The following is a 26966-nucleotide window of genomic DNA, read 5'->3' on the forward strand; positions in this document are numbered from 1 at the left end:
TATTGGGAATCATTTTCATTACATCCACTCACTAAAGGAATGCTCATTATGTTGAAAAAGGTATTATTTAGCTTAACGCTTGCAGCTACACTCACTACATCCGTATTAGCAAAGGAAGTTACCATTCCGACTGTTCGTGGCGATGTCACTTTTACACAAACACCTACGAAATTAGCTGTTTTTGATGCTGTTGCCATCGATATTTTATCTCATCTGAACGTACCGATTGCCGGTAGTCCCGATGTTGCTAAAACACTCCCTTATTTAAAACCTGCCGTTGAAAAAGTGGCAAATATCGGTACACTCTTTGAGCCTAACTTAGAAGCATTGAATACATTAAAACCGGATCTTATTATTGTTGCAACACGTTCCGCAGCAAAACTTGATGATGTAAAAACTATCGCAAACGCTATTGATTTAAGTATTCCGAGCGACTTAAATACGCTACAAGCGGGATTAAGAGAAATTGATTATCTCGGTAAATTATTTGATAAAGAATCGGAAGCGACCAAATTAAAAACCGAAATCGAAAGTCTAATCCAAGAAACTAAAACGGCTGTAAAAGGTAAAGGTAACGGTTTAATTGTGATTGTAAACGGCGGAAAAATGTCGGCTTTCGGTAATAAAGGACGTTTAGGTTGGATCCACTCTGCACTTGAGATCCCAATGGCAATTACGGATGTCGGTCAAAAAGGTTCAAATCATGGTCAGCCGGTTTCTTTTGAGTTATTACAAAAAGTGAATCCTGATTGGTTATTTGTTTTAGATCGCACGGCGGCAATCGGTGAAGAAGGCAAAACGGCTCGTGAAGTGCTAGATAATGCGTTAGTTCACCAAACCAAAGCTTGGAAAAATAACCAAGTGGTCTATTTAAGCAGCTCTGCTTACTTAGCGGCAGGCGGTGTAACTCAAATGCGTGAAGATCTGATGAATATCAAAAAAGCATTTGCAAAATAATTTAAAATTTTAACAGTTAGCTACAACAATGGCACATATCATTAACATATGTGCCATCATTAATTATTAATATACCTACAAAAATAATGCAAAAACTAACCGCTTTAAATTTTTTGTTTCTTGTCTTACTTTTTCTATTGAGCATTTCAGTAGGGATGGCTGATTTCCAATGGTCTAATCTTTTTACCCATACCGAGCAACTTGAATTACTCTTTATTAGTCGATTGCCCAGAACCCTTGCCGTTGTACTTGTCGGCGCAACACTAGGTATTGCCGGGATGGTGCTTCAAATCGTACTTAAAAACCGTTTTATTGAACCAAGTATGATTGGAGCAAGTCAAAGTGCGGCGATTGGTATATTAATCGCCAGTTTAATTTTCCCCGCCACACCGCTTATTATGAAAATGTCTTTAGCGACATTAAGTGCGTTAATCGGTATGGGGATTTTTATGCTTTTGCTTCGCAAATTACCTCCACATCAAAAGTTAATGGTACCGCTGATTGGGATCGTCTTTGGCAATATCATTGAAGCCATCACGACTTTTGTCGCCTATGAAACAGATTCTTTACAGCTATTATCTGTTTGGTTTTCCGGAGATTTTTCTGGGATTTTAGCCGGTCGCTATGAATTATTATGGCTAACTGCCGGACTCGCCGTTCTTGTCTATATCATGGCGGAACAATTAAGTATTGCCGGCTTGGGGCAAAATATCAGTACCAGTTTAGGAATCAATTACCGCCAAATGACGTGGTTTGCGTTAATTGTTGTTGCAATGATCACAGCCGTAGTAGTCGTTACTGTCGGACAAATTCCATTTATAGGTTTGGTCGTTCCGAATATTGTTTCACGTTTAGCCGGTGATCGTTTACGCCAGAATTTACCTTCCGTTGCCTTACTCGGGGCAAATTTAGTGCTACTTTGTGACATTATCGGACGTGTTGTAAATGCGCCTTATGAAGTGCCTATTTCAACCATCTTCGGTATTTGCGGAACAATTGTGTTTCTCTACTTGCTGTTTAGAGGGAAAAAATAATGCGCACCTCTAATATATTTCTATTACTAACAAGTATCTTACTCGCCAGTTGCTTATTTTTCATCACCTATAATGCTAATGGTAATTGGGATTTTGTATTGCCTTTCAGAGGTAAAAAGTTAGTCTTACTGCTCACTATTGCTTATACGATAGGTGTTTCGACATTATTATTCCAAACATTGACTAATAACCCGATTTTAACGCCGAGTATTTTAGGTTTTGACTCTTTATATTTGTTAATACAGACTACTTTAGTATTTATTTTAGGTGGTGTCGGCTTTACTCAATTGGATCTTATCGGTAAATTCGGAATTGAAACTTCGCTTATGTTACTCGGTTCGCTCTTATTATTTCGTACTCTTAATAAGAGTAATGCCGATCTTGCTCGAATGATTTTGGTCGGTGTTATCTTTGGAGTATTATTTCGTAGCTTAAATAATTTACTGCAGCGAATGATTGATCCTGAAGAATTTGCTGTTGCACAAAGTACTTCATTTGCCAGTTTCAATACCGTTAATCCTACATTACTTTGGATAAGTGTAGGTATTACAATATTAAGTGCTTACTGGATTTGGTTGAATCATCATAAGTTAGATGTTTTACTACTCGGTAAGGATCGAGCGATCGGCTTAGGATTAAATTATTCTCAATTTACTCGTCGGCTATTGATTTGTTGTGCTTTATTAGTTGCCGTTTCCACCGCTTTAGTCGGCCCAATCCTATTTCTTGGGTTATTGGTATGTGCACTCGTAAATACGATTAGTCCGGTGATTGCTCACAGTGTCAGAATACCGATGACGGTAATTATTGCCGCTATCACACTTGTTCTCGGGCAAGCCGTCTTTGAACAGTTGCTTAAAATGCAAGGCGTATTAAGCGTTGTCATTGAATTTGCCGGTGGTATTGTTTTCATTTATTTGATTTTAAAACAGAAAAAATAAGATGATCGAAATTAAAAATATTACACATAAAATTGGCCAAAGTACTATTTTAGATGACATTAACTTACACATTCCTAACGGTGGCATTACCGCACTAGTCGGTGCCAATGGTGCGGGGAAATCCACCCTTCTTTCACTTATTGCTCGCTTACAGTCTATTCAAAGCGGTCAAATTTTTCTGGATAATTACAATATCAGTTCGACCGACTCTCGCATTATTGCGCAGAACTTAGCCATTCTCACACAAGATAATGTGATTCATAGCCGTATCACGGTGAAAGATTTACTGATGTTCGGACGCTATCCTCATCACCAAGGTCGAATTAGACCGGAAGATGAAAACATTGTAGAAGAAGCGTTACAACGTTTCGAATTATTCGCATTAAAAGATCGATTTCTCAACGAGCTTTCCGGCGGACAGCGACAAAGAGCATTAATTGCGATGACGTTTTGTCAGAAAACCCAACATATTTTACTTGATGAACCGCTTAATAATCTCGATATGTTTCATGCAAAAGTACTTATGAAGTTATTAAGGGAATTAACCGATGAGCTGAATCTAACCACCGTAATGGTTGTGCATGATATTAATATGGCAGCGGCTTATGCCGATACGATTGTTGCAATGAAAGACGGACAGATCGCAATGGTAGGCACGCCGGATGAAATTATTACTCCTGCGAATCTAAAAAATATCTTCAACCTTGATGCGGAAGTCGTCACCTTACACGGTAAGAGACTAGTCGTACACCATATATAATCTGAATTTAAAACCAAACAAGCAAGAATAAAGCGACTCAATTGTATAAAAAAACTTACAAAACCGGTCGCTTATTCTCATATTTTTTACTTCCTCCTCGTGATCTTTTACTTCATATAAAGTAAAATATACAAGATTTTGTCTAAGGCAGAATCAAGTAAAATTTTATTCACAACGGAGATACCTTATGGCAATGAATAACATTTTTGGTTTATTCGCACAATCGCCACTCACTCCACTACAAAAACTTGCTTTTAAAGTAACGGAATGTAGTGAATTACTTGAGCCTTTTTTTGAGGCGACTTTTGACCATGACTGGGATAAAGCAACTGATATTAGAACTCAAATTATTGATTTAGAACGCCGAGCCGACGCCTTAAAACGAGAAATTCGTTTAAAGCTTCCGCGCGGTTTATTTTTGCCTGTGGAACGCGGTGATCTATTAGAGATCGTCACTCAGCTGGATAAATTAGCTAATTATTCTAGGGATATTTCCGGACGAATTATCGGTCGTCAATTAGTTATACCGGAAATTATGCAGCCCGCATTCCGTCAATTTCTCTTCCGTAGTCTAGATTCTACTCGTCAAATTCGTAAAGTTTTAGATGAAATGGATGAACTACTTGAAACCGGTTTCCGTGGTCGCGAACGTCATTTTGTAAATAATATGATTTTGGAACTCGACCAAATTGAAGACGATACGGATCAACTTCAAGTCAGTTTACGCCATACTCTATTAGGTTTAGAAAAAAATCTGAATCCGATTGATGTAATGTTTTTATATAAATGTATTGAACGAGTGAGCATTTTAGCTGATCAAGCACAACGTGTCGGTTCACGGATTGAGCTCATGTTAGCTAAAGCGTAGGAGATTAGAATGGAACTCATTCAGCAATATGGCAATCTTTTAGTCATTATTACTGCACTTTTTGGTTTTTTTATGGCTTTCGGTATCGGAGCGAACGATGTATCTAACGCAATGGGTACATCTGTTGGTTCAGGTACGGTTACGGCCCGCCAAGCAATTATTATCGCGATGGTATTTGAATTTGCCGGTGCTTACCTTGCAGGTGGTGAAGTAACCGAAACAATTAAAAGCGGTATTATTGACGTTTCACTTTTTGCAGATAAACCGGATATTCTTGTCTTAGGTATGATGTCGGCACTATTTGCCGCCGGTTTCTGGTTATTAGTCGCATCGAAAATGGGATGGCCGGTTTCAACAACACACGCTATTATCGGTGCAATTATCGGTTTCGGCTGTTTAACCGTAGGTAGTGAAGCCGTACAATGGAAACAATTAGGTGGAATCGTAGGTAGCTGGTTTATTACACCGGTGATTGCCGGTTTTGTCGCTTATTGGATTTTTATCAGTACGCAAAAATTGATCTTCGATACTGATGAACCGATGAAAAATGCGCAAAAATACGGTCCATTCTATATGGCTCTTACCGCTTTCATCTTAAGTATCGTGACAATGACCAAAGGTCTTAAACATGTCGGCTTACATTTAACAACGACAGAAACCGTCTTAATTTCTTCAGCTATTGCGGCGGTTGCGGTTATTACCTGTTATTTTTATTTTCGTAGCGAATCGTTTGCAAAACGCGCTCAAGGTGCGGCATTCGGCGGAGTAGAAAAAGTATTCAGTATTTTAATGCTTTTAACCGCTTGCTCAATGGCATTCGCACACGGCTCAAACGACGTGGCAAATGCGGTCGGCCCTTTATCAGCGGTTGTATCTATCGTACATAGCGGTGGTGTAGTGGAAGGGAAAGCAGCATTGGCGTCATGGATTCTACCGTTAGGTGCGGCAGGTATTGCGGCGGGTATGCTTATCATGGGTTATAAAGTAATGGGAACTATGGGCACGGGTATCACGGATTTAACACCAAGCCGCGGATTCTCTGCTGAATTTGCTTGTGCGACAACCGTAGTAATCGCTTCAGGTACCGGTTTACCTATTTCTACAACGCAAACTATTGTAGGGGCAATCCTAGGTGTAGGTTTTGCTCGCGGTATTGCGGCATTAAATTTAGGTATTATTCGTAATATTGTTGCTTCATGGGTAGTTACATTACCTGCAGGCGCAATCATTGCCATTGTAATCTATGAAATCTTGTTAATGATTTTTTATTAACTTTACCATCTAGGGAAAGTATATTTGATGTATGCTTTCCCTTTTATCTAAAAGGACTCGATTATGTTAAAACGGAAGTTAATCCTAATTGCTTATACCCTACTTGGCATATCTTCTCCGGTATTCTCGGCGGATTATATTACGGAGAATCTTAGTACTTATATGCGAAAAGGTGCGGGCGATCAATATAAAATTTCAGGTGCTATTCAAGCAGGTGAAAAGGTAACGGTATTAGACCGGAAAGATCGCTTTGTTTTAATTCGTGACGGCAGAAATCGGGAAGGTTGGGTACTTGCTTCGGAGATTTCTCAAACGGCAAGCCCAAAAGATTTAATTCCCCAATTGCAACAGCAAGTGCAGGATCTCAGCACAAAATTGGGCAAAATTGATGCGGATTGGCAACAACGTACTATGGAAATGCAACGCCGTAGCCAACAAGCCGAACAGCAAAGTAGCCAATTACTTGATCAAAATGCTCAATTAAAACGTGAATTAGATATTCTAAAGAATAAGAATCGTGATTTAGAAACCATGCAGGATTCCGCTAAACGAGAAATTGTGATTCAGTGGTTTATCTATGGCGGTTCGGTACTTGCGGTGGGATTATTACTCGGATTAATTATTCCGTTCATTTTACCGCGTCGTAAACGTCATAACGGTTGGTCGTAGTTCTTATATAAATCAAGCGGTTCTTTTTGCAAAAATCATTGTAAAAAGAACCGCTTATTTTTTGTCTATTTTTTTCGAATTGCTAACGAATGATACTGGTCAATTAACGGATCTATTGCCATCTCATAGCCATATTCTTCACATAACAATTCGAAGTCTTGCACACTACTCGCTAAATTGAGTGATAAAATAAGTTGCTCATTCGTCGATAATTGATTCAAAACTTTTTTTGCCATTAATAATGGCAACGGACAACGATATTGACGCAAATCTAATTGGTAAATCTTCGCCATTTTAGCCTTAAAATTATCAATATCCTAAGCCTAGGCAATCTTACGACGTTCCGCCATAATTTTGCCCATACGCTCTAATTCTGTTTGAGCTAAATGAATCCGCCCTAGTTCAAATAACGGTTCTTCAATTGCAATATGGACATCATACCCTGCAATAAAACGAGCGATAAGCTCCGCATCCACATCATTACGCTCTCCCGCTACCAAAGCTTCTAATTGTGCGGAAAGTAACGCCCAATTTTGATGTAACAATTCGTGTTGGCTTTCCAACTCGTCAATATCAGCCTGCGCTTGCGGTTGAACTCGAACTAATGCGGGAAAGAAATCACATTCTTCATCATCATGGTGTAACGGTGCGGAAAGGTTAAAATAATGGATAATCTGTTGTACATCATTTTTAACCGCTTGGTTAATATCGTTTTTCGCCAGATACTCCGGCAAAATGCGTAACTGTTTACAAAAACGCTTCACTTTACTATGGCAAGCATACAACATATCAATCGGTTCCGCCCAACTGGCGAATTGTTGTGGCTCAAGTTGTTGCATAATAACCTCTATATGTAATCATTTATTGATAAAAAGGCACAAGCCTAAACTTGTGCCATGATAAATTTAAATTATTTATTCACTTCTGATTGTAACGGCGGAACTTCTTTGCCGATTTTGGCATAAAACTCAACCACAAAATCATCAAAACGATCTTCTTCAATCGCTTGGCGAATCTGCGCCATTAAGCGTTGGTAATAACGCAAGTTATGAATCGTATTTAGACGCGCACCTAAAATCTCGCCGCATTTATCTAAATGATATAAATAGGCTTTCGTATAGTTTTTGCAGGTGTAGCAATCACATTCCGGATCTAACGGCGTAGTATCGGTTTTATATTTCGCATTACGAATTTTCACGATACCGTTACTCACGAATAAATGCCCGTTACGTGCATTACGGGTCGGCATTACGCAGTCGAACATATCGATACCGCGACGTACACCTTCCACTAAGTCTTCCGGTTTACCTACGCCCATTAAATAACGAGGTTTATCTTGTGGTAATAACGGTGTGGTAAATTCAAGGATACGGTGCATTTCTTCTTTCGGCTCACCTACCGCTAAACCGCCGACCGCATAACCGTCAAAACCGATATTGACTAAGCCTTCTGCGGAAATCTTACGCAATTCCTCATAAGTTCCGCCCTGTACGATACCGAATAACGCACGCGGATTTTGTAACTCGTCAAAACGATCACGACTACGTTTCGCCCAACGTAACGACATTTCCATTGATTTTTTTGCGTAATCAAAAGTAGCCGGATACGGAGTACATTCATCAAAGATCATCACGATATCCGAACCGAGATCGTATTGGATTTCCATTGATTTTTCCGGTGAAAGGAAAATTTTCTCGCCGCTAATCGGGTTTTGGAACGTTACGCCTTCTTCTTTGATTTTACGTAATTTACCTAAGCTAAATACTTGGAAACCACCTGAGTCGGTTAAAATCGGACCATGCCATTGCATGAAATCGTGCAAATCACCGTGTGATTTCATCACTTCTTGCCCCGGACGTAACCACAGATGGAAAGTATTACCTAATAAAATTTGCGCGCCGGTTGCCGCTACTTCTTCCGGTGTCATTCCTTTTACCGTACCGTATGTACCAACCGGCATAAATGCCGGTGTTTCCACTACATATTCGCCTTTCGGGCGAGAAAAAGTCAAACGACCGCGACGCGCATTGCCGCTGGTAGTTTTTAATTCATATTTCATTAACATTCCTTATAGATAAACAGTCTATAAACATATCAACAAGCGGTCATATTCCGCTTATGATTTGCAAATTAAAAGCGGATCCCCGTTCCTAAACTGAAACCCGCACCTACACCATTCGATCCTCCGCCTACATTTGCGCTGCCACCGACCGCACAGCCGGCAAGTACACAAGCAAAGAGACAGATGATAAATTTTTTAATCATTTTGTTTCCTTCATTGAATGAAATTGTTATAGTCCCACCCAAATTAAAAAGGAGTCATTTTACTCTTTTTCACTAAACAAAACTAGAATAAGCCGTCTTGAATACAAGGAAATATCATGAAAAAGTGCTTCAAACTTCTCTTTATGCCTATATTGCTGTCACTATTCTTTATTACTAATGTTTATGCGTTGAGTATTAGCCAAGACGAGATCAACCGATACCTTGAAACTCGTTTAGCCGAAAAAATTCCATTAACAGACAAAGTGGGCATTCCGGGATTATTTCAATTGGATTATCATCTCTATGACCTCTCTACTCAAATTGGGCAAACGGATGAAAAGAAAGTTGCCGTTTCAGGTGTAATTGACGGCATTCTGCAAGCTAAGGGTAAAAAATATGATGCTAAAATCTATCTGAATATGGATACGATTCCTTATTATGATGCCGAAAAAGGTACGTTATATCTGAAAGATGTACGTTTACTCAACTACTCCGCAACACCTGAAAAATATCAAGATGAGTTACAAATGTTTTTACCCGTATTAATGGACGGTTTAACCGGTCTTCTGAACTCGACACCGATATACACGCTTGACGAAACTAAAACCAAAGAAGCGCTCGTTAAGAAATTTGGCAAAGCGATTATCGTGGAAAAAGGACTTCTACGCTTAGAAACCTCTGTTTTTTAAAAAATTTTGTGATCTTGTTCGAATTTTCAAACATTTTCGATTGTTAGGATAACTTTTTTGACTAAAATTCACCGCGTAATATCAATGCCGAAAGATAGGAGAGAATTATGGAAATTGGCATCGTCAAATGGTTCAATAGTGCAAAGGGATTTGGATTTATTACAAGCGATAATATTGAAGGCGATATTTTTGCCCATTTTTCTGAAATTCAAAGCGAAGGTTATCGTTCCCTTAAAGTGGGGCAAAAAGTGCAATTTGAACTCATTCGCGGTGAACGAGGTGCGTCTGCAGCAAAAATCTCATTAGTGGAATAACTTAAAAATCCGATTTTCAAGCGGTCGAATTTGTTTTATTTTTTACAAATTCGACCGCTTTTTTATTCTGTGCTAAAATGCCGGTATATTTAGTAACAAATTCTTAACAGAGTTGGGCGATGAAACAGATAGAAAAATTGTTTGCCAACAATCATGCTTGGGCAACACGAATGAAAGACGAGCAATCGGATTACTTTAAACAACTTGCCGAACATCAAAAACCGACTTATCTTTGGATTGGCTGTTCGGACAGCCGTGTTCCCGCTGAAAAATTAACCGGTTTAGGGCCCGGCGAACTTTTTGTTCACCGTAATGTAGCCAATTTGGTTATCCATACCGATCTCAATTGTCTTTCCGTCGTGCAATATGCGGTAGATGTATTAGAGATCGAACATATTATTATTTGCGGTCATACCAACTGCGGCGGTATTAAAGCCGCAATGGGAAGTGTTGAAGATTACGGACTTATTAGTAATTGGCTATTACATATTCGCGACCTTTGGTTTAAACACAGTTCTTTACTCGGTAAGCTTCCTTCCGAACAAAGAGCCAATATGCTTACTCGTCTTAATGTAGCGGAACAGGTTTACAATTTAGGACGTAGCTCGATTGTTACCGCTGCTTGGAATCGCGGTAAGAAACTTTCTTTACATGGCTGGGTTTATGATGTGAAAGACGGTTTCTTAAATGATCAAGGTGTAATTGCGACTAGCCAAGAAACGTTAGAAATTACTTATCGTCATGCCATTGCTAAATTAGCAACTGAGATTGATGAAATGAGTGCTAATATCTCTGCTATCAAAGCCGATAGTTCATCGGGAACCAGTCATATCGATTAATACTACAAAGGCGAAATGATTATTTCGCCTTTTTTCTACTTATTTCGAGTATTTTTTACTATTACCGGTAAAAAATATTTAATTCTCCACATTTTATAAAATCCCGCACAAAACGCCATTTATTTACTAAAATAGGATTTTACCTTCAAATAAAACTAAATATTCGATATTTTTAGCATTAAATCTCGGAAAAATCTTGCATTGAATATCTTTTAAACGCTGGACAAATATTTTATTTTTTTGCAGAATCATTCCAACTATAAAGCAAACACTATATTCATTTAAAAATCGTTGGAGGATTCAATGAAAAAACTTTCCGGAGCAGAAATGGTTGTTCAATCCTTGAAAGACGAAGGCGTAGAATACGTTTTCGGCTATCCGGGCGGCTCGGTATTAGATATTTATGATGCCATTCATACGCTGGATAATATTAATCACGTACTTGTACGTCACGAACAAGCTGCGGTACATATGGCGGATGGCTACGCTCGCTCAACCGGTAAAGTCGGTTGTGTGTTAGTCACTTCCGGCCCCGGTGCAACCAATGCGATTACCGGTATTGCGACTGCTTATGCCGATTCTGTCCCACTTGTTATCTTAACCGGTCAAGTCCCTTCAAGTTTAATCGGTAGCGATGCGTTCCAAGAATGCGATATGTTAGGTATCTCTCGCCCTGTAGTTAAACACAGCTTTATGATCAAAAATCCGGAAGACATTCCTTCAACTATCAAAAAAGCCTTTTATATCGCTTCAACCGGTCGCCCCGGTCCGGTCTTGATTGATATTCCGAAAGATATGGTAAATCCGGCGAATAAATTTACCTATGAATATCCTAAAGAAGTATCGTTACGTTCATATAACCCAACCGTACAAGGTCATAAAGGTCAAATTAAAAAGGCATTAAAAGCCTTATTGGTCGCAAAAAAACCGGTGTTATATATCGGTGGCGGTGTTATTTCTGCGGAATGCTCCGCTCAATTAACCGATTTTGCGACCAAATTAAACTTACCGGTAACCAGCTCATTAATGGGCTTAGGTGCTTTCCCTGCTTCAAATAAACAATTCTTAGGGATGCTCGGTATGCACGGTACTTATGAAGCGAATAATACAATGCACGAAAGCGATTTAATTCTCGGGATCGGCGTGCGTTTTGATGACCGTACCACAAATAATTTGGCTAAATATTGCCCGAATGCAAAAATTATCCATATCGATATTGATCCTGCTTCTATCTCTAAAACCGTACCGGCTTATATTCCGATTGTAGGCAGTGCAAAACACGTACTAAAAGAATTTCTCAGTTTATTGGAAGAGGAAAATCTGGCAAAAAATCAAGCGGATTTAACCGCTTGGTGGCAACAAATTAATGAGTGGAAAGCGTATCAATGCTTAAATTTTGAAGAAAGCAAAGAGGTGATCAAACCGCAACAGGTAATCCGATTAATTCATCAAATTACCAAAGGTGAAGCTTATGTGGCTTCGGACGTCGGTCAGCACCAAATGTTTGCAGCCCTCCACTACCCGTTTGAGCAGCCCCGCCGTTGGATTAATTCGGGTGGTGCCGGCACCATGGGATTCGGTTTACCGGCTGCAATCGGTGTGAAATTCGCTCATCCGGAAGCTACCGTGGTATGTGTTACCGGTGACGGTTCAATCCAAATGAATATTCAAGAGCTTTCTACGGCAAAACAATATGGCACACCGGTTGTAATTGTGAGTTTAAATAACCGCTTCTTAGGTATGGTAAAGCAGTGGCAGGATCTGATCTATTCCGGTCGTCATTCGCAAGTGTATATGAATTCCTTACCTGATTTTGCGAAATTAGCTGAGGCTTACGGTCATGTCGGTATTACGATTGATCACCCGAGCGAATTGGAAGAAAAACTCACCCAAGCCTTTGCCATCAAAGACAAATTAGTATTTGTCGATGTAAAAGTAGATGAAACCGAGCACGTTTACCCAATGCAAATTCGTGGCGGTGCAATGAATGAGATGATTTTAAGCAAAACGGAGAGAACAGATGCGTAGAACATTATCAGTATTACTCGAAAACGAAGCGGGTGCATTATCCCGTGTTGTAGGTCTTTTTTCTCAACGTGGATTTAATATCGAAAGTTTAACCGTTGCACCGACTGATGACGAAACACTTTCTCGTATGACGATTGTTGCTCAAGGAGATGAAAACGTGCTTGAGCAAATCGAAAAGCAATTACATAAGTTGATCGATGTGTTTAAAGTCTCGAATCTAAGCCCTACCGAGCATATTGAACGTGAAGTATTATTGTTGAAAGTACGCGCGACAGGTTCATCTCGAGATGAATTAAAACGTATGGTTGATATTTTCCGAGGACAAATCGTGGATATTACGCCGAAGCTCTATACCGTTCAATTAGCGGGAACCAGTGAAAAACTGAATGCGTTTATTGAAGCGGTTAAACAAGAAACAACGATAGTCGAAATCGTACGTTCCGGTGTTATCAGCCTCTCTCGCGGCGATAAAAACTGTTTATAACTTCTGACAAGGCGAACTATAGTGTCGCCTTTTTTATTGCTATGCAAGCGGTTAAATTTGCCGAAACTTTTACAACTGTTACGAAGAAAAAAATAGCTAGCCCTTGCGGACTAGCCATTTTAACCTAACGAATTTACTTTTACCCTAATTGCTTTATAACTTCAGATGACGATAAAGTTATTTAGCAGTGTTACATTACCCTAAAATGTAACGAGGACTATTTTAAGTAAGTTTATCATTAATGTCAATAAGAATTATTCTCAAATAGATAAATTTTTATTCACCGGAAATTTTCATCTTATCTAATAAAATCGAACCGGTTTGAATATTAGATCGATACTCAATATCATCGGCAACTGCGACTAAGTTTTTATACATTTCTTGTAACTGACCGGCAATGGTAATTTCCGCCACCGGATACTGAATCTCGCCGTTTTCAACCCAGAAACCTGCCGCACCACGAGAATATTCACCGGTTACCGCATTAATCGCTGAGCCTAAAAATTCAGTCACCAATAAACCGGTTCCCATCTCTTTTACAAGCGTATCTAAGCCGCCTGTTCGGTTCGGTTTGACTAACCAGTTATGAATACCGCCTGCATGTCCGGTCGTTTTTAAGCCCATCTTACGTGCCGAATAGCTGGTCATCAGATAAGTTTGCAATACACCATCAGTAATAATTTCTCTATCCTGCGTGATAACTCCTTCACTATCGAAAGCGGATGAAGCTAACTGACGTAATAAATGAGGACGCTCAGAGATAGCAAACCAACTTGGTAAAATTTGTGTACCTAACTTATCTAATAAGAAACTCGATTTACGATATAAAGCTCCACCGCTAATAGCACCGGCCAAATGCCCAATTAAGCCGGTTGCCACATCATTATAAAAAATTACCGGTACTTCACAAGTTTTGATCTTTTGCGGATTTAAGCGATCAACAGCTTTAAACACCGCCTGACGGCCGACCCATTCCGGTAATTGTAACTTATCGAATTCACGTGAAATCGTATATTCATAATCACGTTCCAGCTGATCTTCATAGGCAGAAATTACACTACAAGAAATCGAATAACGGCTTGAAAGATAGCTTTGTAGCATACCGTGCGTGTTGCCATATACGCGTACACCGCTATGAGAATTAAAAGTTGCGCCTTCGCTATTTACAATCCTCTCATCCGTATTTAACGCATAGTGTTCCGTTTCTAAGGCTAATTCAACCGCTTGCTCTACCGAAATATCCGCTTGGTGATAAAGTTCTAAATCTGGCGCATCAAATGCAATCATCTCTTTATCGGCTAAACCGGCACACTCATCTTCCGAGGTATATTTAGCAATCGCTAATGCTGATTCGACCGCACGTTGAATAGATTGCGGTTGTAAATCCGAGGTTGAGGCATTGCCCTTACGTTTTCCGACATATACCGAAATGCCGAGTGAGCCGTCATTATTAAATTCGATATTTTCCGTTTGCTCTAGACGGGTTGAAACCGATAATCCGGCAACTTTTGTAACGCCGACTTCCGCTTCTGCCCCTGATTTTTTTGCAACATTAAGCGCAAATTCCACCGCTTGACGGAGTTCCTGTTCTTGTTTTTGGAGATCTTGTTTTGTTGTTAATGACATGATTTGTTAAATTAAAATGGATAATTGAAAATGGCTAAATACGATACGTATATTCTACCTTAAATTTCTGTTAGAATATGCCATTTTTTACGATTGAAGGAATAACAATGGCTAAAAAACGTAGCAAAAATGAGATTGATTGGACGGATGAGGAAGAAGAAATCATCTGGGTAAGTAAGAGTGAAATTAAACGAGATTCTGAACATCTAAAAAAACTTGGAGCGGAACTAATCGAATTGACCCCACAAAATCTTGAGAAAATTCCACTTGATGACGATTTAAAAGACGCTATTCGCCAAGCACAAGGGTTCAAATTAGAGGCTCGCCGTCGCCAAATTCAATTTATCGGTAAATTATTACGTAACCGAGATCCGGAACCGATCCAAGAAGCGTTAGATAAAGTGAAAAATCGCCATAATCAACAGCAGGCGTTATTGCATAAGCTGGAATTAGTACGTGACCAGTTGGTAAATATGGGTGATTCATCTTTAGAACACTTATTAACCGAATATCCGCAGTTAGATCGCCAACATTTACGTAATCTGATTCGCGGCGCACAGAAAGAACGTGAGGCGAATAAGCCGCCTAAAAATTATCGTGAGATTTTTCAATATTTAAAAACCGAAATTGCAGAATAATGCGCAATTTTAACCGCTTATTTTTTATTTAACCGGAGTGATTATGGAGTTTTTCCCTCAATTAGGGTTAGGTCATGTAGGTTTTGCTTACATCAGCCTAATATTATTACTTACCCGTGGCGTATTAGCCTCAAAAATGGTGGACTGGCGTCAATATAAAGTTTTACGTATTGCGCCGCATATTGTTGATACGCTGTTACTTGTTTCAGGTATCGCCCTATTAGCTATTTTACTTTCAAACGGGATCTATACGTTAAATGAAATGCAATGGCTTCTTCCTAAAATGGCATTTTTGGTGCTTTATATCGTATTTAGCGTCAAAGCATTCAAAAAGTCACAGCCTTTCTCTCTCAAAAACTTTATCTTAGCTGTGGTAAGCTTTATGCTAACCATGTTAGTAGCAACTTTACGCTAATCTTATAAGCGGTCAAAATTTGCAATTTTTTTGCAAAATTAGACCGCTTTTTTAGTTACTTATGAAACGACGAATTATTATCGGCATTAGTGGTGCAAGCGGCTTTCAATATGGCTATAAGGCACTGGAATTACTCAAATCAGTTGATGTAGAAACCCATTTAGTGCTAACTAAAGGGGCGGAAATGACACGTTCGTTGGAAACCGATATTGAGCGAGAACAACTACTGGATTTAGCTTCACAGGTACATTCCATTCATAATGTCAGTGCAAGTATTGCCAGCGGTTCTTTTAAAACCCTCGGTATGTTGGTCGCCCCCTGCTCAATTCGCACGCTTTCAGCAATTGCGCTTGGTTTTAGCGATAATCTTTTAACTCGAGCGGCAGATGTCGTATTAAAAGAACGCCGTAAATTGGTGCTAATGGTACGAGAAACCCCATTTAACTTAGCCCATATTGATAATATGCGCCGAGTCACAGAAATGGGCGGCATTATTTTTCCACCGGTACCTGCATTTTATCAAAATCCAACAACGATAGATGAAATAGTCACGCATAGTGTTTCTAAAGCGTTGGATCTATTTGATTTCGATTTTCCAATGCCTCGTTGGGGCGAACTAAATAATAAGGAGTAAAAATGCTTGTAGGCCCTTATGTCAATGGTGCCGCCGTATTAATCGGCGGGCTGATCGGCGCATTTTTAGGCTCAAAATTACCCGAACGGGTAAAAAGTAATTTACCGCCGTTATTTGGTCTTTGCTCGATGGGATTAGGCATTATGTTGATTATCGGTGCAAAAAATATGTCTGCCGTGGTATTAGCATTAATTGTCGGTACTATTATCGGCGAATTAATTTATTTAGAGAAAGGCATTGGAAATTTAGCCGGTAAAATGCGGAGTACGGTGGATAAAATTTTCCCACCATCCGGTGTTTCACACCAAGAATTCTTAAATCAATTTGTGGCGATTTTAATTTTGTTCTGTGCCAGCGGTATGGGCGTATTCGGCTCAATGAAAGAAGGCATGACTGGAGACCCTTCCGTATTGTTTATTAAAGCGATTTTAGATTTCTTCACTGCCGGCATTTTTGCCGCTACTCTGGGCTATGCGGTTTCCAGTATCGCTTTGCCGTTAATCCTTGTGCAAGTCAGTTTAGCGTTATTAGCCAGTTTGATTATGCCGCTCACTACACCAAATATGCTCTCCGACTTCTCAACTGCCGGCGGCTTTATTATGCTCGCAACCGGTTTACGTATTTGTGGTATTAAACATTTTGCCGTGGCCAATATGCTGCCGGCACTGATTTTAGTGATGCCGTTCTCTTATCTTTGGCAAATGTTTATAGCTTAATAGACGCAATATCCCACTATTCCGGCGGGATATTCTAAAAGAATATATGATGCAGAAACTTCCCTCCCATATCAGCCGCTTTATCCACCAAAATCATGTCGTGAGTTTTGCTACCTATGGTAAACATGACTTTTGGGCGACAAACTGTTTTTATGCTTTCGATAGCGAACAAGTTCGCTTAATCATCCTTACCGATAAAAACACTCGCCACGGTCTGTTGATGCAAGAAAACTCACATATTGTAGGCACAATTGCCGCTCAAGTTGAAACGCTTACCGACATTGAAGGTGTTCAATTCTCAGCGCATTGTACCTGTTTGATTGATTCAACAGCTCGCCAAGAGGCTTTAGATTGCTATTATACTCGCCATCCAATCGCCCGCTTAAAACCGAGTGATGTATGGGAAATTCGCTTTGATATAGTCAAGCACACGGGAAATAAATTGGTTTTCGCAAAGAAAACCATTTGGGAAAGAGAAGAAGTCTAGTTTTCTAAGAAAACAAGCGGTTAAATTTGGCTAAAATTTTGCAAAAAATTAGTGAAATTTAACCGCTTGTATAACGATGATTAACCACCGGCAAGTTTTACTTTAAAGCCTTTTTGTTCCAAAATTTGTTTCAGTAAATCTCGATTATCGCCTTGAATCTCAATCAATCCGTCTTTTACTGAACCGCCAACACCACTACGTTTTTTCAGTTCTGCTGCTAATAATTTGAGTTCAACATCATCCAAATCCAATCCGCTGATTACGCAAACACCTTTGCCTTTTCTACCGCTGGTTTGGCGTTGAATACGCACAATACCATCGCCTTTTGGGCGTTCCGTCTTTACCTTCTCAGGCACAATGCGCCCGCTTTCTGTTGAATATACTAATGTCATCTGATAAATCCTAAAATTTAACCGCTTGCTTAAAATACAAAAGGTGGACATATAGCCCACCTTTTCAATCCATTATTAATTAACGAATAGAAGCATTAATTGATTTTAATACCGATAAAGGATCTTGAGCTTGGGTAATCGGGCGACCAATCACTAAATAATCAGAACCGGTTTCGATTGCTTGTTTTGGTGTCATTACACGGCGTTGATCACCAAAATCCGCACCTTCCGGACGGATACCCGGTGTCACTAATTTAAAATCTTTGCCACAATGAGTACGAAGCACTTCAACCTCTTGCGGAGAACAAACCACACCGTCTAATCCCGCACGTTGCGCGAGATGAGCTAAACGAATCACTTGCTCCATTGGTGAAGCATTAATTCCGATTTGTAGTAAATCTAAATCTTCCATACTGGTTAATACCGTTACCGCAATTAATAACGGTGCGTCTTTACCGTACGGTTCTAAGATCTTTTTCGCTTCTTCCATCATGGTTAAACCGCCGGAAGCGTGTAAGTCCACCATCCATACGCCTAAATCGGCGGCAGAACGTACCGCACGCGCCACAGTATTCGGAATATCGTGATATTTTAAATCAAGGAAAACATCAAATTTACGTTCGTGTAATTGTTTAACAAAATTCGTGCCTAACGTCGTAAACATTTCTTTGCCCACTTTCACACGACAAAGAGACGGATCAACTTGATCTACAAAACTCAATGCTTCATATTCTGTTTCATAGTCTAAAGCAACAATAATTTTATTATCCATAAGGACTCCTCAATTTTAGTTTATTCAATTAATTTGTGAATCAATGCTGTGTATAGGTTTAATTTGTTCCCATCGGCGACAAGACGGACAATGCCAACTTAATCGATAACTTTGGTAACCGCAGTTTAAACACCGGTACTGAAAACCTTTTTTCATTCTTGAACCGACCATATTATATAACAACATCAAACTTTCTTTTGCTCTACCTTCCTCCGCTTCATTAATTTGATAATGAATGAAACGATGGAACGTAATCATACTCGGATATTGGCTTAACTGTTGATATAACTTGGAATGTGCGGCTACCACGCCATCTTTTTGCTCAATATATTCTGCAAGAGCCAAATCAACACGACTATTATGCTTAATCTGGTTTGCTCTAATCAAAAATAACTCATAATTCGCAAGATCATTTTCTGCAATATAGCAGGCTTTTATTTTTTCTATTACCTCACTAATAAAATCAGGATCTTGCTGTAAAATAGACTCAAAATGTTTTAATGCAGTTTGATATTGACTTTTTTCTAAATAATAATCGCCTAGCAAGATGGAGGCTCTCGCACATTGCGGCGAATAATCTAACGCTTTATGCAAAGCGGCTAAATGTCCGTCCAAGTCTTCACTTCGAATAGATTGAGCATACTCGCAGTAGCAATGAGAAAGTGGTATTTTATCCGTATCCGGCTCTATTTTCAGTAACTTTTCCGCAACATTAATCGCTTTCTTCCATTCTTTTGTTTTCTGATAAATAGCCATCAGTTGCGTTAATGAATTTACTGCGAATTCCGGCTCATCAAGCAACATAATATAATAGTTTTCCGCTCTATCATAAAAACCAGCCGCCATAAAATCTTTGGCAAGTTGCTGTTTAGCTAATAATTTTTGTTCAATAGAATAATCCGGGCTTGCATCTAAAGCTTGATGAATTCGTAAGGCTCGATCAACTTCACCACGAGAACGGAAAAGATTACCTAGAGTTAATTCCGCTTCAAATTGTGATTCCGTTGCAATTTGATTTTCAGCTTCTTGTTTCTGAAGCATAGAAAGGAAAAGATCAACCGCCTTTTCCTGTTGATTAGATAAAAGAAAATTAAGCCCCGTCACATAATCACGGGAAAACTTATTATTAATGGTTTCTTGATCCTTCTTTGCACTGCGTTGTCCCATATACCAACCGTAGAGCGCAGCTATAGGCAACAAAAGGAACAGTAATTCTAACATTACTCAGCCTTCGGCGTAGTGGTCGTTAATTCAGTGATTTGTTGTGCCTGACGCTTAACTCGACGATTAAGCGAGATATTTTGCAATTTAATACGTAAATAGAAAATTCCCGTAATTAACCAACCTAAAATTAAACCGAAGCCGAATAAAATAGCGACTAAAGTCGATAAACGCAATTCGCTTTGAGCAATAACATAATTAAATGTAATTAATTGATCATTATTTGCACCAATTGTTATCGCAACAATAATTACCGCTAGAGTAATCAAAATACCAAAAATATACTTCATGCCATGCTCCGTTTGCTTTACCGATAAATAAAAAACGACACGATACCATATCGTTTCTTGGAATTTTATACTAGATCGACACGTTCTTTCAAATCTTTCCCTGCTTTAAAATGCGGGACATATTTTGCATCTAACTTTACGCTTTCGCCTGTTTTAGGATTACGACCGACACGAGGTTGTCGATAATGTAGAGAAAAACTACCAAATCCTCTTACTTCAACACGTTCTCCTCGTTCAAGAAATAGCATAATTTGTTCTAAAATCTCTTTTACGCCGTCTTCTACCGATTTCACTTGTAAAGTAGGATTAAGTGATACTAAATTTTCAATAAGTTCTGATTTAGTCATAGCTTCCTCTGATTATTTAAATTAAAGCGGATATGCTTACACATACCCGCTTTTTAATTAGAAAGGTTCTAATTATTCACCTTTAGCTGCTTTGAAAGCTTCAGCCATAGCGTTTGGAATTGCAACTTCTTCTTTATTCACTTGAGCGATTGCTGCTGATTCTTCAGCTTCATCTTTCGCACGAACAGATAAATTAACAACACGAGCTTTACGATCTACGCCTGTGTATTTAGCTTCGATAGAATCGCCGACTGAAATAACAGTTGTAATATCTTCTACACGGTCACGAGTCGCTTCGTTAGCACGGATAAATGCTTCCACGCCACCTTCTAATTCAACTTTAACGCCTTTCGCATCAACTTCTACAACTTTACCGGTTAAGATTGCACCTTTTTTCGTGCTTTCTACGAAGTTAGTGAACGGATCTGATTCTAACTGTTTGATACCTAAAGAAATACGTTCTTTAACCGCATCCACTTGTAATACAACAGCTTCCACTTCGTCACCTTTTTTGTAGTTACGAACAGCTTCTTCACCTGTAGCATTCCAAGAAATGTCAGATAAGTGAACTAAACCGTCGATACCACCTTCAAGACCGATGAAGATACCGAAATCAGTGATAGATTTGATTTTACCTGTCACTTTATCGTTTTTGTTGTGAGTTGCTGCGAAATGTTCCCAAGGGTTTGCTTTACATTGTTTTAAACCTAATGAGATACGACGACGTTCTTCATCAACTTCAAGAACCATTACTTCAACTACGTCACCTACGCTAACTACTTTAGATGGGTGGATGTTTTTGTTTGTCCAATCCATTTCTGAAACGTGAACTAAACCTTCAACACCATCTAAAATTTCAACGAAACAACCGTAGTCTGTTAAGTTAGTTACTTTACCAGTTAATTTGCTGTTTACCGGGTGGTTTTGAGCGATTGCAGCCCATGGATCTTGACCTAATTGTTTTAAGCCTAATGATACACGAGTTTTCTCTTTGTCAAATTTAAGTACTTTAACAGTAACTTCTTGACCTACAGCAACAACTTCGCTTGGGTGTTTAACACGTTTCCATGCCATATCAGTGATATGTAATAAACCGTCAACGCCACCTAAATCAACGAATGCACCGTAGTCTGTTAAGTTTTTAACAGTACCGGTAACAACTGAACCTTCAACTAAGTTCGCTAAAACTTCGTCACGATCTTGATTGCTTTCAGATTCGATTACAGCACGACGAGAAACAACTACGTTGTTACGTTTTTGATCAAGTTTGATAACTTTGAATTCTAATTCTTTACCTTCTAAGTTTAAAGAATCGCGAACCGGACGAGTATCAACTAATGAACCTGGTAAGAATGCACGAACACCGTTTAATTCAACAGTAAAACCGCCTTTTACTTTACCATTAACAAAACCGATAACTGTAGCTTGTTCTTCGAATGCTTTCTCTAAAGCAATCCAAGCTTCGTTACGTTTTGCATCACCACGAGAAACTACTGTTTCACCGAAGCCATCTTCTACCGCTTTAAGAACTACATCTACTTGGTCGCCAACTTGAACTTCAAGTTCGCCTTGCGCATTTGTAAATTCTTCAGCCGGAATTGATGATTCAGATTTAAAACCTGTATCAACGATAACATAGCCTTTTTGGATAGCTACTACAGTACCTTTAACCACAGAACCTAAACGAGCTTCTGTCGCAAGGAATTCTTCAAGTAGTTGAGCAAAATTTTCTGACATAATTTTCTTCTTAAATAAAAATGAACATCCATTTAACATCCTATTAAACGGGGTTAGTAATAATGACCGAACACATCCTATGTTCAGCGAATTAAATTAAAATTTAACGTATTGACTAATATGATTCAAAGCCTGTTCAATCACTTCATTGATTGATAAGTCAGTTGAATCAAGTAGCAACGCATCCTTAGCCGGAACTAAAGGCGCAACCGCACGATTTCTATCTCGATAATCACGCTCTTTAATCTCGGCTAAAATCTCGTCAAAGTTAGCATTAAATCCTTTTTCTTGCAACTGTTTTACACGTCTTTTTGTTCGTTCCTCGGCACTTGCGTCTAAAAAAAGTTTTACTTGAGCATCCGGAAATACGACCGTTCCCATATCTCGACCGTCAGCAATTAAACCTCTGTCCGAACTAAAATCGCGCTGGCGTTGCAATAATGCTTCTCGCACCTTAGGAAATACCGCAACTTTTGAGGCATTCTGACCGGCTTCGGCAGTACGAATTTGATCTCCGACATTTTCACCGTTTAGAATGACATTAACTTCTCCGTCTTTCGGTATAAATTTTACATCTAAATTACGACCGATTTCCGCCAATGAATCCTCATCATCTAATGCCGTACCCGATTTAACCGCCGCCAGTGCCGTGATACGATAAATCGCCCCCGAATCTAAAAAATCGAAGCCTAATTTTTCTGCCAGTGCATGACATAAAGTGCCTTTACCCGCCCCGCTTGGACCATCAACGGTAATAATAAAATTCTTCATATTTTTTCCTGATTTATCAATCAATAACCTTACAGTTCCGGAAATTCGCCAATAACAACATCTGCATCAAACTCTTTTCCATCGCGTAAAACTTTTACTTGAACTTTCGCCCCGGGTTTCATATTTCCTAACAAATCCATCATCTGGGTAGGCGAAACCGCATCAACTTCCCCGACTTTTAAAATTCGGTCATTTTCTTCAATTCCGGCTTGATATGCCGGTCCGTTAATCGCAACCCCTGTAATTAATACGCCCTTGGCATCTTCTTCATCAAAAATAGATGAATACAAAGAACTATTTACCCCGAAATATCCTCTGATTACCCGTCCGTCTTGAATAATCTTTGACATAATTTGCGTAGCTAAATTGATCGGTATGGCAAAATTTAGCCCTTCTGCAAGTTCATCACTGGTTTTCCCTAAACTCAGCGTATTAATGCCGATAAGTTCTCCTGCAGAATTTACTAAAGCCCCACCGGAATTACCTCTATTAATAGACGCATCGGTTTGAATAAAATTCTGACGTCCTCCGTCCGTTAAAGCATTGCGTCCGGTAGCACTGATAATGCCTTGAGTAATACTCTGACCTAAATTAAACGGATTACCTATTGCCAAAACGACATCACCAATTCTTACCGGTCGTTCACTATTCTGTGGTATGGTCGGTAAATTATCCGCTTCAATTTTTAATACGGCTAAATCAGTCAAGGTATCATCACCTACAAGTTTCGCATTAGAAATACTGCCGGTTTGTAATGCGACTATAATTTGTGCCGCATTCTGCACCACATGTTTGTTAGTCAGAATATATCCGTCAGCAGTCATAATCACCCCTGAACCGAGATTTTTAACTTCAAATGTTTTTCCGTCTTGGCTTAATGCATGGTTATACACGTTCACTACAGCCGGAGAAGCTAATTGAACGGCATCATGATAACTTTCAATATGCGTCGTTTTCCCATTTACCGTAACCGATTTATGGTTTACTAACGGAGAAACAAAAATGATGAGAAATGCACAAAACAAACCGAATGCAACCGCTTGTACAATCTTCTTTACCATACTTCTCTCCTTTTTCCTATTGTTATGCTTAAATATTATATAAGAATACAATCATTCGTAACAAGATCAAAAACTTAAGCCGAATTCCTATTTTTAAAATTAAGTTATAAAAAAAGCCTTAATCTTACGATTAAGGCTTATATATTGGTGCTCTGGGCGAGACTCGAACTCGCACATCCTATGGACACTACCCCCTCAAGATAGCGTGTCTACCAATTCCACCACCAGAGCTTTTATTCTGTTCCCAAATTATTGAGGAATATCGTTATTTGGGTTTTCTACTTTAGGTTGCTCAACTTTTTGTTGAACACCGCTTAAATCTTCAAATTGACTTTTTGGCGCAGTTTGATGCGAATTTAAATTGCCAATTAATAAACTAATGCCAAAAAAGATAACTGCTAAAACCGCTGTTGTTCTTGATAAAAAGTTAGCCGAACCTGCTGAACCGAAAACTGTTCCTGAAGCACCTGCTCCGAAAGAAGCACCGGCATCCGCACCTTTACCTTGTTGCATTAACACAAAACCGATTAATGCAACCGCAACAACGAGATAAATAATTGTTAATACGTTTAACATCTAAACTCTCTATTCTTATCCGCGTTAAATCCCAGATTTTAAAATTAAAATCGACTTGCGATGGCGTGCATCATATAGATTTAGCCTACTTCTTGCAAGTAATTTTTTTCTTGAACAATACATTTGCCTTATTTTTCAGCAGTTTGTGAATTTTTCTTAAAACTTGACCGCTTACGATAAGAAACAGGCGGTTGAATTCGACTTAAATTTTGCAATTTCTGTCTTTCCGTATGCAATAACTCCGGAAGTTTACCGATTAATTCCGTCATAAATTGCTGATAACTTGCTTGCTTTTTACTAATATCCGTCAATTGCATTTCCCAATGTGCGGTCATATCCGGCTGAGTTGCTTCATCCGGCAATGCACTAATTAAAATCCGCCCAGCTTCCGTACTATGGATATTCCGCCCTTTTTTAACTAAAAATCCTCTCTTGAACAGCAACTCAATAATACCGGCACGCGTTGCTTCCGTCCCTAAACCGTCCGTTTCTCGCAATACTTTTTTGAGCTGTTTATCTTGTACAAAGCGCGCAATACCGGTCATTGCCGATAATAAACTTGCATCAGTAAAATGGCGAGGCGGCTGGGTTTTCTTACTGAAAATTTCACCTTTTTCACAATGTAATTGCTGTCCTTTTTTTACAACCGGCAACAATGGTTCTAACACTTCATCACTGTCTTCTTTGCCTAATAATGCTTTCCAACCGGCAACAATCAAGTTTCGAGCTTGTGCATTAAAAACACCGCCGGCGATATCCAATACGATTTTACCCTTGCGATATTCCGCATCCGGACAAAATTGCATTAAGTATTGACGAGCAATCAGTTGATAAATACGTTTTTCGTTTTCAGTTAGTTGTACCGAGCCTTGACGAGCGGTCGGAATAATAGCATGGTGCGCTTCCACTTTTTTATCATTCCAACAACGATTACGAATTTCCGGATTAACCGCCTCAGGTTTTTCTTTATATTCATCTAGGTGATGAGCAATTGCCGCCATTACTTTAAAACGATCGGCATAATGCTCATTCGGTAAATAACGGTTATCCGAACGAGGATAGGTAATTAACTTATGCGTTTCGTATAGTTTCTGGCAAATATCTAACACCGCTTGCGCCGATAAACCGTAACGACGAGCCGCATCAATTTGTAGTACCGACAATGAGTAAGGCAGTGGTGCCGTTTCGGTTTCAATTTTATCTTGATAATCCGTTACTAATGCAGCTTTGTTAGTAATGCGCTTAACGACATTTTCCGCCAGACTTTTGGATAACACTCGCCCGTCTTCATCTTGATAATCTTCACAAGCCTTACTCGGTTGCCATTGTGCGGTAAAACGTTCTTGAGTTTCCGGCACCAAAATATGCGCCAATACTTCAAAATAATCTTTCGGCACAAAATTTTCTATTTCCAGATCTCGGCGTACAATTAAACCTAACACCGGCGTTTGAACACGCCCAACCGACAATACACCTTGGTAACCTGCCCAACGCCCTTGTAAGGTATAAGCTCGCGTCATATTAATGCCATATAACCAATCCGCCCTTGCTCGTGCTAACGCAGAAGTCGCAAGCGGTATAAAATCACGATTATTTTGCAATTTATCAATTGCTTTTTTGACTGCACTTGGATTGAGATCACTCACCAAACAACGCTGAATCCGATTGCGCTTTTCCGCCGGTACATTTAGATAGCTGAACACTTCATCAACCAGCAGTTGTCCTTCTCTATCTGGGTCGCCGGCATTGACTAATACGTCCGCTTTTTTTACCAATTTTTCGACCGCTTTTAGCTGCTTCAACGTTTCTTTTTTCGGCACTAATTTCCATTGCTGCGGGACAATCGGCAAATGCTCCATTCGCCACATTTTAAAACGTTCGTCGTAAATATCAGGTTCCGCTTGTTCCAATAAATGACCGATACACCAAGTTACCGTATCATTTTCGCCACATTGAATATAACCGTCACCACGGGTATGCGGCTTCGGTAATACGTCTGCGATTGCTCTTGCCAAACTCGGTTTTTCCGCTAAAAATACTCTCAAAATTCTTTTCTCTGATATCATTCTGATTTTATTAATGAAAATTGTCTGATTTTTCTTTTTAAAAAGCAATAGCCTAACTACTGCGGCTTTTTTCAATCATCATTTTTACTGTCATATA

General features: G+C 39.3%; 32 protein-coding genes and 1 tRNA gene. 17 read left to right on the plus strand and 16 right to left on the minus strand.

The window, feature by feature from the left end:
* The first annotated feature begins 48 nt into the window (after positions 1-48).
* The 7 genes from NYR63_RS03655 to NYR63_RS03685 all read left to right on the plus strand — a co-directional run bounded on the left by NYR63_RS03655 (position 49) and on the right by NYR63_RS03685 (position 6501).
* Entirely contained in the window at positions 49-957 is a 909-nt protein-coding gene (locus NYR63_RS03655) for a siderophore ABC transporter substrate-binding protein (RefSeq protein ID WP_279458235.1), read from the plus strand.
* An 86-nt stretch (positions 958-1043) separates the two neighbouring features.
* A complete protein-coding gene (locus NYR63_RS03660) occupies positions 1044-1991 on the plus strand; it encodes an ABC transporter permease (RefSeq protein WP_279458236.1) in 948 nt (315 codons plus the stop codon).
* Complete coding sequence (locus NYR63_RS03665) at positions 1991-2932, plus strand: iron chelate uptake ABC transporter family permease subunit (protein WP_279458237.1); 942 nt, start codon at positions 1991-1993, stop codon at positions 2930-2932. The genes NYR63_RS03660 and NYR63_RS03665 overlap by 1 nt, the downstream gene beginning before the upstream one ends.
* A 1-nt stretch (position 2933) precedes the next feature.
* Positions 2934-3692: an iron ABC transporter ATP-binding protein gene (locus NYR63_RS03670; RefSeq protein ID WP_279458238.1), complete on the plus strand. Its 759-nt coding sequence runs from the start codon at positions 2934-2936 to the stop codon at positions 3690-3692.
* A gap of 187 nt (positions 3693-3879) precedes the next feature.
* Positions 3880-4560, plus strand: coding sequence for a TIGR00153 family protein (locus NYR63_RS03675; RefSeq protein WP_115590120.1), 681 nt, complete (start codon positions 3880-3882; stop codon positions 4558-4560).
* A 9-nt stretch (positions 4561-4569) separates the two neighbouring features.
* Positions 4570-5832, plus strand: a complete 1263-nt coding sequence (locus NYR63_RS03680; protein ID WP_279458239.1) for an inorganic phosphate transporter — start codon at positions 4570-4572, stop codon at positions 5830-5832.
* A 63-nt stretch (positions 5833-5895) separates the two neighbouring features.
* A complete protein-coding gene (locus NYR63_RS03685; protein WP_279458240.1) occupies positions 5896-6501 on the plus strand; it encodes a TIGR04211 family SH3 domain-containing protein in 606 nt (201 codons plus the stop codon).
* A gap of 65 nt (positions 6502-6566) precedes the next feature.
* Here NYR63_RS03685 and NYR63_RS03690 read toward each other — a convergent pair whose 3' ends face one another.
* From NYR63_RS03690 to NYR63_RS03705, 4 genes are all read right to left on the minus strand, one after another.
* Entirely contained in the window at positions 6567-6794 is a 228-nt protein-coding gene (locus NYR63_RS03690; protein ID WP_279458241.1) for a sulfurtransferase TusA family protein, read from the minus strand.
* A 30-nt stretch (positions 6795-6824) separates the two neighbouring features.
* Entirely contained in the window at positions 6825-7340 is a 516-nt protein-coding gene (locus NYR63_RS03695) for a hemerythrin domain-containing protein (protein WP_279458242.1), read from the minus strand.
* Positions 7341-7411: 71 nt separating this feature from the next.
* Complete coding sequence (tgt, locus tag NYR63_RS03700; protein ID WP_279458243.1) at positions 7412-8560, minus strand: tRNA guanosine(34) transglycosylase Tgt; 1149 nt, start codon at positions 8558-8560, stop codon at positions 7412-7414.
* Between the two features lie 71 nt (positions 8561-8631).
* Positions 8632-8766 (minus strand): hypothetical protein, encoded by a 135-nt coding sequence (locus tag NYR63_RS03705; RefSeq protein WP_279458244.1) that lies wholly within the window; start codon positions 8764-8766, stop codon positions 8632-8634.
* A gap of 116 nt (positions 8767-8882) precedes the next feature.
* On the opposite strand from NYR63_RS03705, the gene NYR63_RS03710 reads away from it, so the two are divergent.
* The 5 genes from NYR63_RS03710 to ilvN all read left to right on the plus strand — a co-directional run bounded on the left by NYR63_RS03710 (position 8883) and on the right by ilvN (position 13120).
* Positions 8883-9455: a DUF1439 domain-containing protein gene (locus tag NYR63_RS03710; RefSeq protein WP_279458245.1), complete on the plus strand. Its 573-nt coding sequence runs from the start codon at positions 8883-8885 to the stop codon at positions 9453-9455.
* Positions 9456-9562: 107 nt separating this feature from the next.
* Positions 9563-9769: a cold shock domain-containing protein CspD gene (gene cspD, locus NYR63_RS03715; protein WP_279458246.1), complete on the plus strand. Its 207-nt coding sequence runs from the start codon at positions 9563-9565 to the stop codon at positions 9767-9769.
* Positions 9770-9888: 119 nt separating this feature from the next.
* Complete coding sequence (can, locus tag NYR63_RS03720) at positions 9889-10608, plus strand: carbonate dehydratase (protein WP_279458247.1); 720 nt, start codon at positions 9889-9891, stop codon at positions 10606-10608.
* Positions 10609-10911: 303 nt separating this feature from the next.
* A complete protein-coding gene (locus tag NYR63_RS03725) occupies positions 10912-12636 on the plus strand; it encodes an acetolactate synthase 3 large subunit (RefSeq protein ID WP_279458248.1) in 1725 nt (574 codons plus the stop codon).
* Positions 12629-13120, plus strand: a complete 492-nt coding sequence (ilvN, locus tag NYR63_RS03730) for an acetolactate synthase small subunit (RefSeq protein ID WP_279458249.1) — start codon at positions 12629-12631, stop codon at positions 13118-13120. The genes NYR63_RS03725 and ilvN overlap by 8 nt, the downstream gene beginning before the upstream one ends.
* Positions 13121-13396: 276 nt before the next feature.
* On the opposite strand, the gene pmbA is transcribed toward ilvN, so the two are convergent.
* Entirely contained in the window at positions 13397-14746 is a 1350-nt protein-coding gene (gene pmbA / locus NYR63_RS03735; protein ID WP_279458250.1) for a metalloprotease PmbA, read from the minus strand.
* Between the two features lie 107 nt (positions 14747-14853).
* On the opposite strand from pmbA, the gene yjgA reads away from it, so the two are divergent.
* The 5 genes from yjgA to NYR63_RS03760 all read left to right on the plus strand — a co-directional run bounded on the left by yjgA (position 14854) and on the right by NYR63_RS03760 (position 17636).
* Positions 14854-15384, plus strand: coding sequence for a ribosome biogenesis factor YjgA (gene yjgA, locus NYR63_RS03740; RefSeq protein WP_279458251.1), 531 nt, complete (start codon positions 14854-14856; stop codon positions 15382-15384).
* A gap of 43 nt (positions 15385-15427) precedes the next feature.
* Positions 15428-15799 carry a SirB2 family protein gene (locus tag NYR63_RS03745; RefSeq protein ID WP_279458252.1) on the plus strand — a complete coding sequence of 124 codons (372 nt, stop codon included), beginning with the start codon at positions 15428-15430 and terminating at the stop codon, positions 15797-15799.
* A 61-nt stretch (positions 15800-15860) separates the two neighbouring features.
* Entirely contained in the window at positions 15861-16433 is a 573-nt protein-coding gene (locus tag NYR63_RS03750; RefSeq protein ID WP_279458253.1) for a UbiX family flavin prenyltransferase, read from the plus strand.
* 2 nt (positions 16434-16435) lie between these two features.
* A complete protein-coding gene (locus tag NYR63_RS03755) occupies positions 16436-17149 on the plus strand; it encodes a DUF554 domain-containing protein (protein WP_279458254.1) in 714 nt (237 codons plus the stop codon).
* A 46-nt stretch (positions 17150-17195) separates the two neighbouring features.
* Entirely contained in the window at positions 17196-17636 is a 441-nt protein-coding gene (locus tag NYR63_RS03760; protein ID WP_279458255.1) for a hypothetical protein, read from the plus strand.
* Positions 17637-17716: 80 nt separating this feature from the next.
* Here NYR63_RS03760 and yciH read toward each other — a convergent pair whose 3' ends face one another.
* From yciH to NYR63_RS03815, 11 genes are all read right to left on the minus strand, one after another.
* Positions 17717-18028 (minus strand): stress response translation initiation inhibitor YciH, encoded by a 312-nt coding sequence (gene yciH / locus NYR63_RS03765; RefSeq protein ID WP_279458256.1) that lies wholly within the window; start codon positions 18026-18028, stop codon positions 17717-17719.
* Between the two features lie 79 nt (positions 18029-18107).
* A complete protein-coding gene (gene pyrF / locus NYR63_RS03770; protein WP_279458257.1) occupies positions 18108-18800 on the minus strand; it encodes an orotidine-5'-phosphate decarboxylase in 693 nt (230 codons plus the stop codon).
* 24 nt (positions 18801-18824) lie between these two features.
* A complete protein-coding gene (gene lapB, locus NYR63_RS03775; protein WP_279458258.1) occupies positions 18825-20021 on the minus strand; it encodes a lipopolysaccharide assembly protein LapB in 1197 nt (398 codons plus the stop codon).
* On the minus strand, positions 20021-20311 hold the full coding sequence (locus NYR63_RS03780) for a LapA family protein (RefSeq protein WP_279458259.1): 291 nt from the start codon (positions 20309-20311) through the stop codon (positions 20021-20023). Before NYR63_RS03780 ends, lapB begins: the two co-directional genes overlap by 1 nt.
* Before the next feature lie 65 nt (positions 20312-20376).
* Positions 20377-20658, minus strand: a complete 282-nt coding sequence (locus tag NYR63_RS03785; protein WP_279458260.1) for an integration host factor subunit beta — start codon at positions 20656-20658, stop codon at positions 20377-20379.
* A 72-nt stretch (positions 20659-20730) separates the two neighbouring features.
* Positions 20731-22395 carry a 30S ribosomal protein S1 gene (gene rpsA, locus NYR63_RS03790; RefSeq protein ID WP_279458261.1) on the minus strand — a complete coding sequence of 555 codons (1665 nt, stop codon included), beginning with the start codon at positions 22393-22395 and terminating at the stop codon, positions 20731-20733.
* Between the two features lie 96 nt (positions 22396-22491).
* Positions 22492-23166, minus strand: coding sequence for a (d)CMP kinase (gene cmk, locus NYR63_RS03795; protein ID WP_279458262.1), 675 nt, complete (start codon positions 23164-23166; stop codon positions 22492-22494).
* A gap of 29 nt (positions 23167-23195) precedes the next feature.
* Positions 23196-24227 (minus strand): outer membrane-stress sensor serine endopeptidase DegS, encoded by a 1032-nt coding sequence (degS, locus tag NYR63_RS03800; RefSeq protein WP_279458263.1) that lies wholly within the window; start codon positions 24225-24227, stop codon positions 23196-23198.
* 145 nt (positions 24228-24372) lie between these two features.
* Positions 24373-24458, minus strand: a tRNA-Leu gene (locus tag NYR63_RS03805).
* A gap of 18 nt (positions 24459-24476) precedes the next feature.
* Positions 24477-24803, minus strand: a complete 327-nt coding sequence (gene secG, locus NYR63_RS03810; protein WP_279458264.1) for a preprotein translocase subunit SecG — start codon at positions 24801-24803, stop codon at positions 24477-24479.
* Between the two features lie 128 nt (positions 24804-24931).
* Positions 24932-26848 (minus strand): DNA topoisomerase III, encoded by a 1917-nt coding sequence (locus NYR63_RS03815; protein WP_279458265.1) that lies wholly within the window; start codon positions 26846-26848, stop codon positions 24932-24934.
* Positions 26849-26966: the final 118 nt, after the last annotated feature.

Origin of the sequence: Actinobacillus genomosp. 1, assembly GCF_029774175.1 — a bacterium.
Classification (GTDB): Bacteria; Pseudomonadota; Gammaproteobacteria; order Enterobacterales; family Pasteurellaceae; genus Actinobacillus.